The sequence below is a fragment of the Nakamurella sp. GG22 genome (assembly GCF_052976845.2).
Map to the genome: position 1 here is coordinate 105,319 of NZ_JBRIIO020000016.1, position 16,832 is coordinate 122,150.

At 69.7% G+C, this 16,832-nt stretch carries 16 protein-coding genes; 6 read left to right on the plus strand and 10 right to left on the minus strand.

The features are described 5' to 3' along the window. The first annotated feature begins 2 nt into the window (after positions 1-2). Positions 3-1,214, plus strand: a complete 1,212-nt coding sequence (locus ACVBEQ_RS16850; protein ID WP_447154458.1) for a PQQ-dependent sugar dehydrogenase — start codon at positions 3-5, stop codon at positions 1,212-1,214. Positions 1,215-1,297: 83 nt separating this feature from the next. Here ACVBEQ_RS16850 and ACVBEQ_RS16855 read toward each other — a convergent pair whose 3' ends face one another. Genes ACVBEQ_RS16855 through gatC form a run of 4 tightly spaced genes read right to left on the minus strand, consistent with a single transcriptional unit; the run spans position 1,298 to position 5,556 of the window. Continuing rightward, complete coding sequence (locus tag ACVBEQ_RS16855) at positions 1,298-2,089, minus strand: carbon-nitrogen hydrolase family protein (protein WP_447154459.1); 792 nt, start codon at positions 2,087-2,089, stop codon at positions 1,298-1,300. Between the two features lie 49 nt (positions 2,090-2,138). Further along, positions 2,139-3,686 carry an Asp-tRNA(Asn)/Glu-tRNA(Gln) amidotransferase subunit GatB gene (gene gatB, locus ACVBEQ_RS16860; protein ID WP_447154460.1) on the minus strand — a complete coding sequence of 516 codons (1,548 nt, stop codon included), beginning with the start codon at positions 3,684-3,686 and terminating at the stop codon, positions 2,139-2,141. Beyond that, positions 3,683-5,212: an Asp-tRNA(Asn)/Glu-tRNA(Gln) amidotransferase subunit GatA gene (gene gatA / locus ACVBEQ_RS16865; protein WP_447154461.1), complete on the minus strand. Its 1,530-nt coding sequence runs from the start codon at positions 5,210-5,212 to the stop codon at positions 3,683-3,685. Before gatA ends, gatB begins: the two co-directional genes overlap by 4 nt. Continuing rightward, positions 5,209-5,556 (minus strand): Asp-tRNA(Asn)/Glu-tRNA(Gln) amidotransferase subunit GatC, encoded by a 348-nt coding sequence (gatC, locus tag ACVBEQ_RS16870; protein WP_447154497.1) that lies wholly within the window; start codon positions 5,554-5,556, stop codon positions 5,209-5,211. Before gatC ends, gatA begins: the two co-directional genes overlap by 4 nt. 432 nt (positions 5,557-5,988) lie before the next feature. On the opposite strand from gatC, the gene ACVBEQ_RS16875 reads away from it, so the two are divergent. Beyond that, a complete protein-coding gene (locus ACVBEQ_RS16875) occupies positions 5,989-6,678 on the plus strand; it encodes an ACT domain-containing protein (protein ID WP_447154498.1) in 690 nt (229 codons plus the stop codon). 22 nt (positions 6,679-6,700) lie between these two features. Here the strand turns inward: ACVBEQ_RS16875 and cobA are convergent, their stop codons facing one another. Then, a complete protein-coding gene (gene cobA / locus ACVBEQ_RS16880) occupies positions 6,701-7,828 on the minus strand; it encodes a uroporphyrinogen-III C-methyltransferase (protein ID WP_447154462.1) in 1,128 nt (375 codons plus the stop codon). Between the two features lie 221 nt (positions 7,829-8,049). Between cobA and ACVBEQ_RS16885 the strand changes: the two genes are divergently transcribed. From ACVBEQ_RS16885 to ACVBEQ_RS16895, 3 genes are read left to right on the plus strand one after another with little or no spacing between them, the layout of a single operon-like run. Continuing rightward, complete coding sequence (locus ACVBEQ_RS16885) at positions 8,050-8,457, plus strand: VOC family protein (protein WP_447154463.1); 408 nt, start codon at positions 8,050-8,052, stop codon at positions 8,455-8,457. A 25-nt stretch (positions 8,458-8,482) separates the two neighbouring features. Continuing rightward, positions 8,483-8,854, plus strand: coding sequence for a VOC family protein (locus ACVBEQ_RS16890; protein WP_447154464.1), 372 nt, complete (start codon positions 8,483-8,485; stop codon positions 8,852-8,854). 28 nt (positions 8,855-8,882) lie between these two features. Beyond that, complete coding sequence (locus tag ACVBEQ_RS16895) at positions 8,883-9,392, plus strand: YdeI/OmpD-associated family protein (RefSeq protein ID WP_447154465.1); 510 nt, start codon at positions 8,883-8,885, stop codon at positions 9,390-9,392. Here the strand turns inward: ACVBEQ_RS16895 and ACVBEQ_RS16900 are convergent. The 5 genes from ACVBEQ_RS16900 to ligA form a co-directional block, all read right to left on the minus strand. After that, the gene (locus ACVBEQ_RS16900; protein ID WP_447154466.1) at positions 9,340-9,912 is read right to left on the minus strand and encodes a TIGR03086 family metal-binding protein; all 573 of its coding nucleotides are present in this window, start codon (positions 9,910-9,912) and stop codon (positions 9,340-9,342) included. The two genes, ACVBEQ_RS16895 and ACVBEQ_RS16900, sit on opposite strands and share 53 nt — an antisense overlap. An 80-nt stretch (positions 9,913-9,992) precedes the next feature. Next, the gene (locus tag ACVBEQ_RS16905) at positions 9,993-10,598 is read right to left on the minus strand and encodes a hypothetical protein (protein WP_447154467.1); all 606 of its coding nucleotides are present in this window, start codon (positions 10,596-10,598) and stop codon (positions 9,993-9,995) included. 39 nt (positions 10,599-10,637) lie between these two features. Next, entirely contained in the window at positions 10,638-12,251 is a 1,614-nt protein-coding gene (locus tag ACVBEQ_RS16910; RefSeq protein ID WP_447154468.1) for an ArnT family glycosyltransferase, read from the minus strand. A gap of 289 nt (positions 12,252-12,540) precedes the next feature. Then, positions 12,541-13,815, minus strand: coding sequence for a cytochrome P450 (locus tag ACVBEQ_RS16915; RefSeq protein ID WP_447154469.1), 1,275 nt, complete (start codon positions 13,813-13,815; stop codon positions 12,541-12,543). Next, complete coding sequence (gene ligA, locus ACVBEQ_RS16920; protein ID WP_447154499.1) at positions 13,812-16,058, minus strand: NAD-dependent DNA ligase LigA; 2,247 nt, start codon at positions 16,056-16,058, stop codon at positions 13,812-13,814. Before ligA ends, ACVBEQ_RS16915 begins: the two co-directional genes overlap by 4 nt. Before the next feature lie 180 nt (positions 16,059-16,238). On the opposite strand from ligA, the gene ACVBEQ_RS16925 reads away from it, so the two are divergent. Further along, entirely contained in the window at positions 16,239-16,823 is a 585-nt protein-coding gene (locus ACVBEQ_RS16925) for an NADPH-dependent FMN reductase (protein WP_447154470.1), read from the plus strand. Positions 16,824-16,832 lie beyond the last annotated feature (9 nt).

Consider the following 16,832-nt stretch of genomic DNA (forward strand, 5'->3'; position numbering starts at 1 on the left):
CGATGTCTGTATCCAGCGCCTTCTCCCGGCGGGCGGCACCTGCGTTGTTGGGCGCGGTGCTGCTCAGCCTGGTCGCCGGCTGCGCCGACTTCTCCAGCGAGGCATCGACTTTCACCGTCCAGCCGTCGCTCACGGCACGCGCCGCGCTCCCCGACCCGACGTCGCCACGCGAATCGTCGTCGGCGCCGAGCAGCCCTTCGGGAACGCCCGCGTCGCCTCCGCCGAGCGGTTCCGCAGCACCGCCCGATCCGTGCGCGCCGACCGACGAGGCGGTGATCGCCACCTGCCTGGACGCACCGTGGGGGCTGGTGCCGATGGCCGACGGCAGTTCCGCGCTGGTCGGCGAACGCACCAGCGGGCGCCTGCTGCAGGTGGCCAAGGGCACCGAACCGGTGGAGGTCGCACGCTTCGAGGGCGTTGACGGTTCTGGGGACGGCGGCCTGCTCGGGATCGCGCTGTCACCCTCGTACGACGAGGACGGCCTCATCTACGCCTACGTGACCACCAAGACCGACAACCGCATCGTCCGGATCGCCAGCGGGGACGTCGCGAAGCCGATCTTCACCGGAATACCGAAGGGCAGCAAGCACAACGGGGGCCGCATCGCCTTCGCGGCCGACCGGTCGCTGTATGTCGGCACCGGCGACACGGGGAACCCGAAGGCCGCCGCCGATCCGACATCGCTCGCCGGCAAGGTGCTGCGTCTGGACGAGTTCGGCAAGCCGGCGAAGTCCAACCCGCGAAAGGGCTCGCCCATCTACGCGTCGGGGTTCACCCAGGTCACCGGCATGTGCCCCACCCAGGACGGGGCGATGGCGGCCCTGGACCAACGGCCCGGCGAGGATGTGCTGCTGCCGCTCGCCGCGGGTCGCAACTACGCGAAAGTCAAGGACGGCAGCGCCCTGTGGACCTGGACGGCGGCTGACGGAGGCGCGGAGGACTGCTCCATCAGCAACGGACTGCTGGCCAACACCTCGCTGGACAAGCAACAGTTGACGGCCGTTCAGCTCGGCCCGAACGGCACCTTCACCGGCACGCCGACGGTGCTGCTGGACGACCGGTACGGGCGGCTGTTGACGGTGGCCGCGGACCAGCAGGGCCTGCTCTGGCTGACCACGTCGAATAAGGACGGCAAGGGCAAGCCGGTGCCCAGCGATGACCGGGTGGTGGTCGTTCCCTCGGGCAGTGCCGGCGGCGAGGGCGGCCCGGACTGAGTCGACTGGTGCGGTCGATGCTGGTGCGGTCGATGCTGGTGCGATCGGTGCTTGTCCCGCAGTGATCCCGAAAACGCCGGGCGTCAGAACCGCCGGTTGGCCAGCACCGGGAGCGCACTGCGGACGTCGGCGGCCTCCTGCGGGTCGACGTCGACCACCAGCAGGTCCGGCTTGTCCTCGAGCTGCGCCAGCACGGAACCGGTCGGTGACACCGCCACACTCCCGCCGATCCCGGTCGGTGCCGCCCCCCGCACCGGCAGGCCCACGGACTCCGGGTCGGCCTGCGCGGCGGCCAGCACGAACGACGTGCTGTCCAGCGCCCGCGCCCTGGTCAGCAGGTCCCACTGTTCACGTTTTCCGGGCCCACTCCCCCAGGACGCCGCGAGCAGGATGATGTCCGCGCCCCGGTCGGCCAGTGCCTGGTAGAGACCCGGGAAGCGGACGTCGTAGCAGGTGGTGAGGCCGATCGTGACATCGTCGACGTCGATCGTCACCGGGTCGGTGCCGGGCGCGACCGTGGTCGATTCCCGGAACCCGTAGGCGTCGAACAGGTGGATCTTGTCGTACGACGCCTCCACGCCGCGGCCGGTGGCGAGCAGCGTGTTGCGTACCCGGCCGCCGGTGCCGGGGGTGAACATCCCGGCCACGATGGTGATGTCGCGGTCGGCCGCGATCGCCCGTACGGCGGTCGCCCACGGCCCGAGCAGCGGCTCTGCGACCGGCGCGAGCGACACGCCGAAGGCGCACATCGTGGCCTCCGGGAGAACGACGATCCGGGCGGCCGCCTCGGAGGCCCGGGCGGCGGCGTCATCCACCAGCTCGAGATTGCGCCCGGGATCGGTGGTGCTGACGATCTGGGCCAGTGCGATCCTCATGTGCAGCCTTCTTCCCGTGTCCGGCTGATCAGCTGGTCGCGCGTGGAGGTCAGCCCTGTACGCCCAGCGTGGACAGCACGAGTTCCCTGACCCGACCGGCATCGGCCTGCCCGCGGGTGGCCTTCATCACTGCGCCGACGATCGCGCCGACAGCCTGCACCTTGCCCGACCGGATCTTGTCCGCCACCGCCGGCTGCGCCGCCAACGCCTCGTCGACCGCCTTCTGCAGGGCGGAGTCGTCCGAGACGACGGACAGGCCGCGGGCGGCGATCACCTCGTCCGGGCTGCCCTCGCCGGCCAGCACAGCGTCGACGACCTGCCGGGCCATCTTCGTGGTCAGCGCGCCGGACGAGACCTTGCCGATGACGTCGGCAAGCTGAGCGGGGCTGATCGGCAGGTCGGCCAATGCCACGCCGCGGCTGTTCGCCTGCTGACCCAGGTAGGACGCCCACCAGGAACGTGCCTCGGACGGTGACGCGCCGGCATCCACCGTTGCCGCGACGAGTTCGACGGCGTCGGCTGCGACCAGGTCACGCATCTCCGGATCGGTCAGTCCCCAGGCCTGTTGCAGCCGGTTCCGGCGCAGCCAGGGGAACTCCGGCAGGCTCGCCCGCAGCTGCTCCACCCACTCCGGCTCCGGTGCGAGCGGCACCAGGTCCGGCTCGGGGAAGTAGCGGTAGTCCTCGGCGGTCTCCTTCGAGCGGCCAGGGGCGGTGGTCCCGGTGGACTCGTCGAAGTGCCTGGTCTCCTGCTTGATCCGGCCGCCGGCGGCGAGAATCGCGGCCTGGCGGGTGATCTCGTAACGGACGGCCCGCTCGACCGAGCGCAGCGAGTTCACGTTCTTGGTCTCGGTCCTGGTCCCGAACACCGGGTTCCCGGCGGGCGTCAGCGACAGGTTGGCGTCACAGCGCAGCGACCCCTGATCCATCCGGACGTCGGAGACCCCGAGGGTCTTGAGCAGGTCGCGGAGCGCGGCGACGTAGGCCTTGGCCACCACCGGCGCCAGCGCCTTGGTGCCGGTGACCGGTTTGGTGACGATTTCGACCAGCGGCACGCCGGCCCGGTTGTAGTCGAGCAGCGAGTATTCCGCGCCGGAGATCCGGCCGGTCGAACCACCGACATGGGTGGACTTGCCGGTGTCCTCCTCCATGTGTGCCCGCTCGATCTCGATGCGCACCGTCTCGCCCTCGACCTCGACGTCGAGGTAGCCGTCGTAGGCGATCGGTTCGTCGTACTGCGAGGTTTGAAAGTTCTTCGGCATGTCCGGGTAGAAATAATTCTTCCGGGCGAACCGGCACCATGGCGCGATCGTGCAGTTCAACGCCAGGCCGATCAGGATCGCGTACTCCACCGCCGTCCGGTTGATCGTCGGCATCGCCCCCGGAAGCGCCAGGCAGGTCGGGCAGACCTGGGTGTTCGGCGGCGCGCCGAAGTCCGTCGGACAGCCGCAGAACATCTTGGTGACGGTGCCCAGTTCGACGTGCACCTCCAGACCCAGCACGGGATCGAAGCGGGCGATCGCCTCGTCGTAGTCCATCAGCCCGTCCGGGGCACGCAGTGTCGCCGTCGTTGTCGCCGTCGTCGGTGTGGCGGTCATCGCACGCTTCCTTCCAGCTCCGGTGCCTGGTCCGGCACGAGCCGCGAATGGGCGGCCAGGTAGGCACTCTCGAATGCCGCGGCCGTCCGGTAGATGTCTTCCTCGCCGAGCGCCCGGCCCATGATCTGCAGTCCGACGGGCAGTCCGGTATCCGAGGCGATGCCGCTCGGGACACTCAGCGCGGGGATCCCGGCGAGCGATCCGGGAATCGTCGCGAGGTCGTTGAGGTACATCGCCATCGGGTCGTCCACCTTCTCGCCGATTCCGAAGGCCGTCACGGGCGACGCCGGCGAGATCAGCACGTCGGCGGTCTCGAAGGCACGGTCGAAGTCCTGCTTGATCAACGTGCGGACCTTCTGCGCCGAGCCGTAATAGGCGTCGTAGTACCCGGCGGACAGAGCGTAGGTGCCCAGGATGATCCGTCGCTTCACCTCGGGCCCGAAGCCCTTGCCGCGGGTCAGTGACATGACCTCCTCGGCGGACGCGACACCGTCGTCACCCACCCGCAGGCCGTACCGCATGGCGTCGAACCTGGCCAGGTTCGAGGAGCATTCGCTCGGCAGGATCAGGTAGTACGCGGCGAGCGCGTACTGGAAGTGCGGGCAGTCCACCTCGACGATGTCGGCGCCGGCAGCGCTCAAGGTGGCCACCGCTTCCTCGAAGGAGGCGATGACGCCCGCCTGATAACCCTTGCCGCCGAGTTGCTTGACCACGCCGATCCGCATGCCGGCGACACCCTCGAGCTGTCCGCGGCGCACCGCGTCCACCACCCGCGGAACGGGTTGGTCGATGGAGGTGGAGTCGAGAGGGTCGTGACCGGCGATGATCTCGTGCAGCAGCGCCGTGTCGGTGACGGTCCGGGCGCAGGGCCCGACCTGGTCGAGCGAGGACGCGAGCGCGATGACGCCGTACCGCGAGACGCCGCCGTAGGTCGGCTTGGCGCCGACGGTGCCGGTGACGGCGGCCGGCTGCCGGATGGAACCGCCGGTATCGGTGCCGATGGCCAGTGGGGCCTCGAACGCGGCCAGTGCGGCCGCCGAGCCGCCGCCGGAGCCGCCGGGGATCTTCGACAGATCCCACGGGTTCCGGCTCGGCCCGTAGGCGGAGTTCTCGGTGGATGACCCCATCGCGAACTCGTCCAGGTTCGTCTTGCCGAGGATGACGACGCCAGCCTCGAGCAGCTTGCGGGTCACCGTGGCGTCATACGGCGGGATCCAGCCCTCCAGGATCTTCGATCCGGCGGTCGCCGGGATGCCTGCCTGCACGACGATGTCCTTGAGCGCGAGCGGGACACCGGCCAGCGGCGAGGACGGCGCGGCGCCGTCGGCGCGGGCGCGGTCGACCGCCTTCGCCTGGTCCAGCGCGGACTCGGTCGAGACATGCAGGAAGGCGTGCACGGCCTCGTCGACGTCCGCGATCCGGTCCAGGTGTGCCCTGGTCACCTCCTCGGCGCTCACCTCACCGCCGGCGATGGCGCCGGCCAGCCACTCGGCTGTCGCGTGGGTCAGGTCGCTCGGCGCGCTCACTGTTCTTCTCCCAGGATCTGCGGGACCCGGAACCGGCCCTGCTCGGCGGCCGGTGCCCCGGAGAGCGCCGCCTGGTGGCTCAGCACGGGCCGGACGACGTCATCGCGGTACACGTTCGTCAGCGGCACCGCGTGCGTCGTCGGCTCGATGTCGGAATCGGCGGCGGCGACCGCACTCACCGTCGCGACGGAGTCGAGGATCACCGACAGCTGCCCGACATACAGGTCCAGCTCCGCGTCGGTCAGTTCCAACCTCGCGAGGTGGGCCAGGTGGGCCACGTCATCGCGGGTCAGCACGGGCGGCGCGGCACCGTCCCCGGTGGGTTCGTCGGTGGTGGGCGGCACGCTGGACACGGGTCTCCTGGATCTCGGCGAGGCTGATCGGAATCTCCGTCACGTCGACGGGCTCCGCTGTCCGGTGGTCGGATGACGCCGGACCGATTCGATCCTAGGGCGTGCCGCACCCGGCCGATCCCGCCGCGCGCGCTGCCGTCCGGCACAACACGACGTGCGGCAGAATCGGGCCGTCGCCGCGTCGATCGATCAGCGTCGATCGGTCAGCGTCGATCCGTCAGCGTCGATCGGTCAGCGTCGATCCGTCGGGGCTGATCCGTCACTCCGGTGGTAATCGGGCGTGACCACCGTGGTGATCTCACGGAAACGCGTTTCGGCGACAATGACGTCCGACAGGTACCCGGTCGTGGCCTTGCGTGAGCAGGCATGAGGGGGTACAGCGAGCAGTACCGGGCCGCCATTCTGGGAGGCGAGCGAACCGCCATGTCATACGTACTCCGCCTGTTGCTACCGGATCGGCCAGGCACCCTCGGTGCGGTGGCCACCGCGCTGGGGCTGGTCGACGCGGACATCCTCGCCATGGACATCGTCGAGCGCTCCCCCGACCAGGCGGTGGACGACATCGTCGTCGCGTTGCCGGCCGGACGTCAGCCGGACGTGCTGATCACGGCCGCCGAGACGGTGCCGGGAGTGCGGGTGGAATCGGTCCGACCGGACCCGGGTGTTGCGGCGCGGCACCGGGAGTGGGAGCTGGTCGAGGCGATCGCCGCAGACCCGAAAGACGCCGTCGCCATCCTGGCCCGGATGCTCCCGCAGGTGCTGCGCGCCGGCTGGGCCATCGTCGTCCGCGTCCAGACCAACGGTGACGGCCGCACCATCCGGTTGCTCGCCGGCGGTGGCGGCATCCCGAACCTGACCGGCGTCATCCCGGGGTGGGCACCGGTGGACAAGGCGAAGGTGCTCGATCCGGACGCGGCCTGGGTGCCCGAGGACTGGAAGGCGATCGGCACCGAGATGGCGGCCGCGCCGCTGTGGGACCCGGACACCGCGGTGATCGTCGGCCGCCCCGGTGGGCCGGCGATGCGGGACTCGGAGGTGGCCCGGCTCGCGCATCTCGCCGGCCTGACCTCCGTGGTGGCCGGCCGGACGCCGCTGGCCATCGTCGCCGACTGATCCCGACAGTTCCGGCGGGTGCTCAGCTCGCGATCGAGGGGTCGAAGGCGGCGACCGAGCCGATGACGCTGATCGCCGGGGCGCGGATCCCGGCGTCGGCGGTGGCGGCGGCGATCCGGTCCAACGGCGCCTTCACCAGCCGCTGCCCCGGAAGGCTGCCGTCGGCCACGGTGGCGGCGGGTGTCCGCGGATCCATGCCCGCCGCGATCAGCGCCGCTGCGATCGCGCCGAGATTCGCGACGCCCATCATGATCACCAGCGCCGTTCGTGACCTGGCCAGCGCGGCGTAGTCGAGGGTGGACCTGGGATCACCGGGCGGGACATGCCCGGTGATCACGGTGAATCCCTGGTTGGCGGTGCGGTGGGTCAGCGGGATCCCGGCCAGGGCCGGCACGGCCAGTGCGGAACTGACCCCGGGGATCACCCGGACCTCGATGCCTGCCTCCGCGCACGCCTGCCACTCCTCCCCGCCGCGCCCGAAGACGAAGTTGTCGCCGCCCTTGAGCCGGACGACTGTGTGCCCGGCGGTGGCGTGCTCGACGAGCAGCCGGTTGATCTCGTGCTGCGGGGTCGTCCGGCCGCCGGGGACCTTGGCGACGTCGATGATCGTTGCCCCCGGCCGCACCTGGTCCAGGACCGCGAGCGGCGCGAGGCGGTCGTGCACGATGACGTCGGCCGCGCGTACCGCGGCCAGTCCGGCCACCGTCAGCAGGCCGGGATCCCCGGGGCCGCCGCCGACGAGGATCACCGTGCCCGGATCCGGAGGGGCCGCTGCCCCGGTGCCCGGCACACCCGGGTCCGCCGAAGGCGCGCCCACGGACTCGCCCGCCGATCCCGGCAGGCAGAACAGCTGCCGCGTCGCCGCCAGCTCGGAGATCCGCGCGTCGTCCGCCGGGTCCCCGGTCGCCGCGACCACCAGCCATACCCCGTCGAGGTCGGCCGCGGCCGGCTCACGCGGGTGCCAGGTGATCAGCGCCCGATCGGCCAGGTCGGCGATCGACGCGTCGACCGCCGGCGCCACGACCGTCACGACCGCGCCGTGGTCGCGGAGCAGCGCAACCTTGCCGAGCGCACGCGGGCCGCCGCCGGCCACCAGCACCGCCCGACCATCGATCGGCAGGTCGACCGGCAGTCCCGGTTGGCGCTGCATCTGTTGTCCCCCGAAACGCCGTGACGGTGCCGCGGTCCGGTGTTCCGTGCCGACGGCGTGATCGGTCGATGATCCCGTACCCACCCTGGCGCGGAACCACCAGGACCATGAGGACCGGGAAACATCCAGCCGGCGGGTCGATCTCCGCCGCACTCGTCCGTCAGCATGGTGACGGACGACACCGTTCGGCCCGATGACGAGAGGCGGCCATGTTCACGTCGATGTTCCCCATCCTGACGACGACCGACCTGGACCGATCGCTGCACTTCTACCGCGATCTGCTGGGGGCAACAGAGACCTACCGGTTCCCGGACAGCGGCCCGCCGGTCTACGTCGCCCTGCGCATCGGCGAAAGCGCGATCGGCATCGGCCAGGCGGCACCCCCGTCCTCCGCGGACGGTGTGACGGAGCCGGCGGCGGCCCGACCGGACCTCGGCCGACCGTTCTCGATCTGGGTGTACGCCGACGATTGCGACGAGGCGGTGCGCCGGCTGGCCGACGCCGGCGTCCGCGTGCTGGCCCAGCCCGAGGATCAGCCGTGGGGCGAGCGGGTGGCCCGGGTGAGCGATCCCGACGGCACCGAAGTGCACATCGGATCTGCCGGCGGAGGCACTTCGGCGAATACCTGAGCCCCGCTCGTGAGAGGGTCGGAGGGTGCCGACCAGTCTCCGCCTCGAGATTTTCCCCGCCGACCTGAACGCGACAGTGCGTTTCTACGTCGATCTGCTGGGTTTCTCGCTGGCGACGGACAGGCGGGCCGACGCACTGCCCTATCTGGCTCTGCAGCGGGATGATGTCCGGATCGGCGCTGCCGTGGTGCCCGGTGGAAACCCCGGCCACCGGCGGCCGCCGACCGGCGTCGAGATCGTGCTGGAGGTCGACTACCTGCACGCCGAACGGGACCGGATACGGCTCGCCGGCTGGCCGATCGAGGAGGACATCGTGCGAAGGCCATGGGGGCTGCAGGACTTCCGGGTGCTGGACCCGGACGGCTACTACCTACGTTTCACCTCAAAGGCTCGGTGACGGCATGGCCTCTCGAACGTTTACGGCAATGATCCAGCAACCGGACGACGGACCCGGTCACGCTGTCGAGGTCCCGTTCGACCCGGTCGAGGTCTTCGGACGGTCCCGCGCCCCTGTGCTGGTCACCGTTCCGGGGCACGACCCGTTCCGGACGACCATCGCCAGCTACGGCGGCAGCGGGTGGATCGGGCTGCGCAAGGCACAGCGTGACGACCTGATGGTGGAGGCCGGTGACGAGATCACCATGACCGTCGAGTTCGACGAGGTGCCCAGGGTGGCCGAGGTGCCGCCCGAGCTCGGTGCCGCGCTGGCCCAGAACCCGGATGCCGCGGAGGCTTTCGAGAGTCTGTCGTTCAGTCACAGCCGGGAGTACGCGGACTGGGTCGGTGAGGCGAAGCGGCCGGCGACGCGGGAGCGCCGGGCAACCCAGGCGGTCGAACGGATCCTGACCAGGGCGGCGAGCCCGCGGGCCAGCCGGCGAACCGTCAGGCCCGCCGCCACCACCGGTTCCGACCCGTCAGCGCCAGCAACTCGGTGAGGTCGTCGGTGCATCCCGGTACCGGGATGGACGGCGCGTACTGACCGTTGCCGAGCCACCGCTCGGCAGAACCCTTCGTCTCCGCCAACACGGCGCCGAGCAGGTCGTTCGGGAACCCGTCGTCGGCTCCGATGGCCCGTGCCAGGTCCCAGGCGTGCACGGTCAGGTCGGTGGCCAGCCGCCAACCGTACTCGTGAACCGGGACGGTTCCCTCGGACAGCGCGACCTTCCGGTCCCAGTCCGAGACGGCGCCGAACGCGGCGACGGCGGCCTCGGCGGCCATAGCCCAGTCGTCGATGAGGTCGGTGCCGCTCTCCTCGGCCCACGGGATGGATTCCTCGAGGTCGGAGCCGTCGAGGGTGCGCGGAACCAGCCGCTGACCGTGGATGACGTGCCGGACCAGCCGGTGCACGTCCCATTCCGCTGCAGGTGTGCTGAGCGTCCACTGCTCCGGGCGCACCAGCCGGATCCGGGCGTCGAACTGGTGGAGCGCACTGCGGTACAGCGGGAGCAGCATCATGCCGACCAGTCGAGCACACCGGCCGGACGGTGTTCAACCACGCCCTGGCTCACCGGTGCCCCCCGGGCGGCCGCACGAGCTCAGTACATCCGTGGCTTCGGCTGGTAGCGGTGGCTGTTGTCGGTGTTCTGCAGGATCTTCGGGTAGCGCGCCGCGAGGGTGAGCGGGGTCTGCCGGCCCCCGACCCGCTCCAGCGGCACGGTGCCGAGCAGACCGATGACCCGCTCGAGGGTGGCCACCGGCCACAGGTTCCCGCTGAGCAGCAGTGCGCAGCGGCCGTCCCGGTCGAGCAGGATCAGGTCGGTGGTGCGCGGCCCGAACCGTTTGCGCGCGAGACTCTCGACGAGAACGGCCGACCTGATCTCCGAGCGATCGGTCGCCATCCCGGTCTTGCCGTTGGAGACCCTGACCATCTCGTCGGTGACCGTCAACCGGACCTTGCGCACCTGGAATGCCGCCAGCGAGACGGCGCCGAGGACTGCCAGCGGCGCGCCGATCAGCAGCAGACCGCCGAGCGTCGGGAACAGAGTCGCGAAGAGGTACGCCACCACCAGCACGGCCGCCATCATCAGCCAGCCGTTGTTGACCACGGAGATGAACGGCGAGGGCGGTCGGACGTCGAGCAGGGTCCGGGGCGCCTGGTGCGGGGTGCGATTGTCGGGTGGGTCCGGCGGGTTTTCGGGCACCCGATCACGCTACCCGTCACGGCGTTGCCGGACCGTTCCTCAGGAGGTTCGGACGCCGGTGGATTGAGCCCGGCCGGAATCCACCTCGTCGTCGGGCTGATCCACCTCGATGGAAACAGCCGTGGTCCCGCTCGCTCGAATCGGACCGACAGTTCCTTCGAGTATCTGCTGGACCGCGATGGCCAGGCCGACAATCGCGAACAGCGCAGCCAGCAGCCCGGCTGCGAACGGCCACATGCCGCCCAGGGTGGATGGCCGACCGCGGGAAGAAATCTGGGCACTCGAGATGGATTGGGCCGCCAACGCAATGGTCAGGAAGAAAAGTCCGAATCCCGCGAGGCCGAGGCCGTCCCGCAGGCTGGCCCATCGAGGCGGAATCCACGCCAACAAGCCCAGGAGGCCGACCGCGACCGCGACCGCGATCGGCGGCAGGATCGGGAACACATAGCGAACGTGGGCGCTGCCACCGGCGGCGCGGAAACTACCGGCCGATATCTCGATGGCGATGACGAATCCGGTGAGCAGGATCCAGGCCTGGGTCGTGGGACGTGAGAGCACACCGGCAAGACGCGCTGACGGCGGCCGCAGGCGCGATGATGCGAGCCAGACGAGGAACAGGACGATCAACCCTGTTGCCGCGCCGAGACCGACCCAGATCACAGCACTCGATATGGCCGATCCCGGAAATGTGCCGGCGAGGGTGGTCCGAACCCAGAGACCGACGAACTGGGTCCGGTAGAAGGAGGGATCCAGCAGTACATCCAGAGCGTTGCCGCGCGGAGACCGGTCAAACTTCTGGAGCAGGGCCGCAGTGGCGCCGACGTCACCGTAGAGCGCGATGTTCCGCAGATAGAACCAGCTGATCGAGATGGCGGGAATTCCCGCCACCAGGGCCGAGCCCGCGATCGCCCGATACCAATGCCGCGGACGCGCGTCCTGCAATCCGGTCAGGAGAACCGCTGCGGCGCAGAAGATCACCGCAAGAACTCCGGGCGCCCGGACCGAGGCGGCGACAATTCCGGCGCAGGCCGCCCCGGCCAGCCGGGGGGCAGTGACGCCATTCTTCAGAATCCGGATACCGAGCAGCACCGTCAACGACGAACCGGCAACTCCAAGGCCGTCGTTGAAGACAAATCCGCCCAGGTGGGTGACCGTCGTGCAGGACAGGGCGAAGACTGTGGACAGGGCCCACACCGCCGGCCGGCGCGGGACGAGTTCACGGGCGATCAAACCCACCAGGAGTATCCCGATGGCGGTGCCCAGCGCGTTGATCACCCGCATGGCGAGCAGTCCGGCGCCGGGCGTCCCGAGTACATCCGCCAGCGCAACGAAGGGCAATGAGACCAGGTAGTAGAGCGGCGGGTGGTTGGCGGTCCAGATGTCGCTGTGTGCCTCGTCCTGCCCGGCGAGTGAGGCTGAGATCTGCGGGAACCTCGCGGGCTCGTCGACGACCGGAGTGTCGATTGTCGGGAGGTCGCCCAAGAGCAGCGACACCGAGTACGCAGCATGCGAACGTTCGTCGACATCCCACAGCGGCCCCGCAAGAAATGCGACGTGCAGGCTGATCAGGAAGCCGGCCAGCGCCAACACGATGATCGGCACCAACTCTGGGGCCCGGATGCCGGACCCCGATGCCCGCGAAACGTCGTTCATCGGGCGAGACATCCTGGCTGCACCGGGACACGATCGCGGATTGGCATGCCCGAGCCTCACTTCATCGTGGCGAAGGGTGTTCGTGTTGCTCGTGATACGGGTGCCCGAAAGCCGCGCGGATGTGACGTCACCACGCGTATTGCTGCGAATCCGGACGAAAAGACCGCCGATCAATTCGGTGCCGGATCACTGTCAGCGAGAATGATCCGCGGGCACCGGGTTTCCCGGGCTCAAACTAGCAGCACGGGGAATCAATCCGTCGATGTGACCCGGAGAGTCGATCGCCGGTTCACAGCACGTGGACACGGAGCGCGGTCAGCCCCCTGATCACGAAGAAGGGTTGATATCGAGGTTCGGTCGCCAGTTGCAGCCCCGGCGCCGACGCCCGCAACTGGGCCAGCGACACCGCGATCTCCAGTCGGGCCAGCGGCGCCCCGATGCAGAAATGCATGCCGCCGCCGAAACCGATGTGGGTGCTGTCGCCGCGGCCGATGTCGAAGACGTCGGGCTCGGGGAACCTGGCCGGGTCGCGGTTGGCGGAGCCGAACAGCATCCCGATCCGTTCGCCGACGCGCAACCGGCGGCCCGCGATCTCCACGTCGTCCAGTACCCAGCGCTCGAACATCTGCAGCGGCCCGTCCCAGCGGATCATCTCCTCCACCGCGGCCATCGGTTCGACCTCGCCTTCGCAGACCCGCTGCCACTGGTCGGCGTGGGTCAGCAGGGCGCGCATCCCGTTGCCCAGGGTGTTCACCGTCGCCTCGTGGCCGGCATTGAGCAGAACGATTACCGTGCAGACGATCTCGTCGTCGGTGAGCCGGTCACCCTGATCGGCCACCTGGATCAGTTCGGTGATCAGATCGGCCGTCGGAGCTCTCCGCCGGACCGCGATCATCTCCCTGACGTAGTCGATGAATTCGCCAGCGGCGCGTTCCGCGTCCTGTTGTTGCACGACGTCGGTGTGCAGTTCGTACATCTTCACGATCGCATGGGACCAGGCCAGCAGTCGCGGGCCGTCGATCAGCGGGACCCCGAGCAGGTGGCAGATGACGGACACCGAGTACGGCTGGGCGTAATCGGAGATCAGGTCGAAGGTGCCGCGATCCAGCGCCGCACGCAGGGTGCGCTGCGAAAGGTCCTCGATCACCGAACGCAACGCGGCGACCGCCCGCGGTGTGAAGACGGCCGTCACCAGCCGGCGGAGCCTGGTGTGATCGGGCGGTTCCAGGTTCAGCAGCGACCATCGTTCCGACGCCGACCATTGCGGCCACCGCTCGTCACGGGCCGGGCGCCCGAATTCCTCTTCGGTGTAGCGGTGATCAAAGCCGCGGCCGAGCCGCCGGTCGCGCAGCGCGGTGTGCACGTGCTCGAACCTGGTCAGCAGATACACCCCGCGCGGCGGGTAGTACAGGATCGGTCCCGCATGGCGCAGGGCGTGGTAGACCGGGTACGGGTCGGCGATGAACGCGGTCGAGGACGGATCGAAACCCACGGCACCGAAATCGATCTCAGCGGTGTCGCCGCCGCGCGGCCCATCGATGCGGCGAAGCGGGGACCCGGTCATTCCGGCCCGGCCTCCTCGCCGACCTGGGCGACCTCGCGCGCCGCATCAGGTCCCTGCTCCAGCAGGATGCGGAATCCGCCCTCGTCCAGAATGGGAACCCGCAGCGACACGGCCTTGTCGAACTTGCTGCCGGGGCTGTCGCCGACGACGACGAATGCGGTCTTCGCCGACACCGACCCGGCGGCCTTCGCACCGCGTTCGAGCAGCGCGGCCCTGGCCTCGTCCCGGGAAAAGGTTTCGAGGCTCCCGGTGACCACCACGGACAGTCCTGCCAGCGTCTGCTCCGGTCGGTCGGTCGGGTCGTCCTGCATTCGGACGCCTGCCGTTTTCCATCGCTCGACGATCCTTTGGTGCCAATCGATGTCGAACCACTCGATCACGGCCGCCGCGATCGTCGGGCCCACTCCCTCACTCGCGGCCAGCTCTTCCTCAGAGGCCGCCCTGATCCCGTCGAGCGACCCGAACTGCTGGGCGAGCGCGCGGGCCGCCGTCGGCCCGACATGCCTGATCGACAAGGCAACCAGCACCCGCCACAGCGGTTGCGCCTTCTGCTTCTCGAGGTTCTGCAGCAGCTTGCGGCCATTGGCGGACAGCGCACCGGCCTTGGTCCGGAACAGCGGAACCGTCAGCAACCGTTCCTCGTCGAGGCCGAAGGCGTTGCCCTCCGCGTCCCTGCCGGGGAAGACGTCGCCCTCGTCGGTGATGGCACCGGCCGCCAGCAGGGCGGTGGCGGCTTCGTAACCGAGCCCTTCGATGTCGAAGGCCCCACGACCGGCCAGGTGGAAGACCCGCTCGCGCAGTTGCGCCGGGCAACTGCGCGAGTTGGGACACCGGATGTCGACATCACCGTCGCGCATTCGCCGCAGTTCCGTTCCGCACTCGGGACAGTGCGTCGGCATCACGAAGGCGCGCAGCTCGCGTCCCTCGCGCAGATCGACCACCGGCCCGAGCACCTCGGGGATCACGTCCCCGGCCTTGCGCACCACCACCGTGTCGCCGATCAGGACGCCCTTGCGCGTGACCTCGTCGGCGTTGTGCAGGGTGGCGAGCGAGACGGTCGACCCGGCGATCAGCACCGGCTCGAGGAAGGCGAAGGGGGTGACCCGACCGGTTCGCCCGACATTCACCCTGATGTCCTTCAGCAGGGTCGTCGCTTCCTCGGGCGGGTACTTGTAGGCGATGGCCCACCGGGGCGCGCGGGAGGTGGATCCGAGCCGGCGTTGCAAGGCGGTCTCGTCCACCTTGACGACGATTCCGTCGATGTCGTGACTCAGGTCGTGCCGGTGCTCGTGCCAGTAGGCGATCCGCTCCGTCACCTCGGTCGCCGACTGCACGACGCGGTTGTGCTCGGAGATCGGCAGCCCCCAGGACCGGAGGCGGTCGTAGGCCTCGGACTGCCGGCTGATGTCGAAGCCCTTCCGGGCGCCGATCCCATGGCAGAGCATGGTCAGCGGCCGGGACGCGGTGATCCGCGGGTCCTTCTGCCGCAGCGAGCCGGCAGCGGAATTCCTCGGATTGGCGAACGGCGCCTTGCCGGCGGCCACCAGCGCGGCGTTCAGATCCGCGAATCCGGCCAGCGGGAAGAAGACCTCGCCCCTGATCTCGACCAGCTCGGGCACGTCGTGCTCGCCGTCGTCACGCAGCCGCTCCGGGACGGCGTCGATGGTGCGCACGTTGAGCGTGACGTCCTCGCCCACCCGTCCGTCACCGCGGGTCGCCGCACGCACCAGCCGGCCGCGTTGGTAGGTCAGGTTGACGGCCAGGCCGTCGATCTTCAGCTCCGTCAGCCAGCTGACCGGCGCGCCGGCATCACGCGCCGTCCGCTCGATCCATCCGGTGAGCTCGTCGGTGGAGAAGACGTTGTCCAGGCTCAGCATCCTTTCGGCATGCTCCACGGCGGCGAAGCCGGTGGCGAACCCGCCGCCCACCCGCTGGCTGGGCGACTGCGGCGTGCGCAGCACCGGAAAGCTGCTCTCCAGGTCCTCCAGCTCGCGCAGCAGAGTGTCGAATTCGCCATCGGACATGGTGGGCGAATCGAGGACGTAGTAGCGGAACTGCGCGTCGGTGATCCGGTCGGCGAGCTCGGCGTGCCGCTGGGCGGCGGCTTCCGGTACCCCGGTGTCCGCGCTGCTTGCCGGCGTGCCGACGGCCTCCTCCGAGTCCTCGGCAGCCGCTGCGACCGAGGCGGCTTCCGCCGCCGTCAGGGCGTCGGCCCCCGTGGACTGCTCGGTGGACTCCTGCACGGAACCCTGGCGACTGCGGGTGCTCTTGCTCACCCCGACACCCTAGGACCGGACCCCGACAGAGGAGACGACTGTCACCCGTCGGGCCGGAACAAGTTTCCTGCGCAACTGTTGAACGCTCATGAAGGGGCACCGAGACACCGGCGCCGATTGACAGCCACATCGAAGAGGGCGACGACAATGACAACGGTCAAGATCATTCTTGCTTCCACCCGTCCGGGCAGTTCCGGACCCGCGATCGGTGCCTGGGTCGCCGATCGGGCGCGCAACGCCGAGGCGTTCGACAGGGTCGAGGTGCTGGACCTCGCCCAGGTCAACCTGCCGTTCCTGGACGAACCGGAGCACCCGCGACTGGGCCGCTACACCCACCCGCACACGCTGGCCTGGTCGCAGGACATCGACACGGCGGATGCGCTCATCATCGTGACCCCCGAGTACAACGGCGGGTTCCCGGCACCGCTGAAGAATGCGCTGGACTTCCTGCACGCCGAATGGCGCAACAAGGCTCTCGGCTTCGTGACCTACAGCGGCGGGCCGCGCGGCGGCGCGGGCGCTGCCGCCATGCTGGCGCCGGTGACTGCGGCGCTCGGCCTGGTGACGACGGATGCCGCCGTGGCCATTCCGAGGGCGTCGGCCCAGCTGATCGACGGCACCTTCATGCCGACCGGTGCCAACGAGGCCTCGCTGGCCGCCATGCTCGACGAACTCGCCTCGACCGATATCGGGCTCGCACCGCTCCGCACGGAATTGGCGTTGGCCAGCTGACATCACACC

What these genes read in the sequence shown, in the direction of transcription:
- ACVBEQ_RS16850 (WP_447154458.1), top strand. Translation starts at nt 3, where the DNA reads ATGTCTGTATCCAGCGCCTTCTCCCGGCGGGCGGCACCTGCGTTGTTG.
- ACVBEQ_RS16855 (WP_447154459.1), bottom strand. Translation starts at nt 2,089, where the DNA reads ATGAGGATCGCACTGGCCCAGATCGTCAGCACCACCGATCCCGGGCGC.
- gatB (WP_447154460.1), bottom strand. Translation starts at nt 3,686, where the DNA reads ATGACCGCCACACCGACGACGGCGACAACGACGGCGACACTGCGTGCC.
- ACVBEQ_RS16875 (WP_447154498.1), top strand. Translation starts at nt 5,989, where the DNA reads ATGTCATACGTACTCCGCCTGTTGCTACCGGATCGGCCAGGCACCCTC.
- cobA (WP_447154462.1), bottom strand. Translation starts at nt 7,828, where the DNA reads ATGCAGCGCCAACCGGGACTGCCGGTCGACCTGCCGATCGATGGTCGG.
- ACVBEQ_RS16885 (WP_447154463.1), top strand. Translation starts at nt 8,050, where the DNA reads ATGTTCCCCATCCTGACGACGACCGACCTGGACCGATCGCTGCACTTC.
- ACVBEQ_RS16895 (WP_447154465.1), top strand. Translation starts at nt 8,883, where the DNA reads ATGATCCAGCAACCGGACGACGGACCCGGTCACGCTGTCGAGGTCCCG.
- ACVBEQ_RS16900 (WP_447154466.1), bottom strand. Translation starts at nt 9,912, where the DNA reads ATGATGCTGCTCCCGCTGTACCGCAGTGCGCTCCACCAGTTCGACGCC.
- ACVBEQ_RS16910 (WP_447154468.1), bottom strand. Translation starts at nt 12,251, where the DNA reads ATGAACGACGTTTCGCGGGCATCGGGGTCCGGCATCCGGGCCCCAGAG.
- ACVBEQ_RS16915 (WP_447154469.1), bottom strand. Translation starts at nt 13,815, where the DNA reads ATGACCGGGTCCCCGCTTCGCCGCATCGATGGGCCGCGCGGCGGCGAC.
- ACVBEQ_RS16925 (WP_447154470.1), top strand. Translation starts at nt 16,239, where the DNA reads ATGACAACGGTCAAGATCATTCTTGCTTCCACCCGTCCGGGCAGTTCC.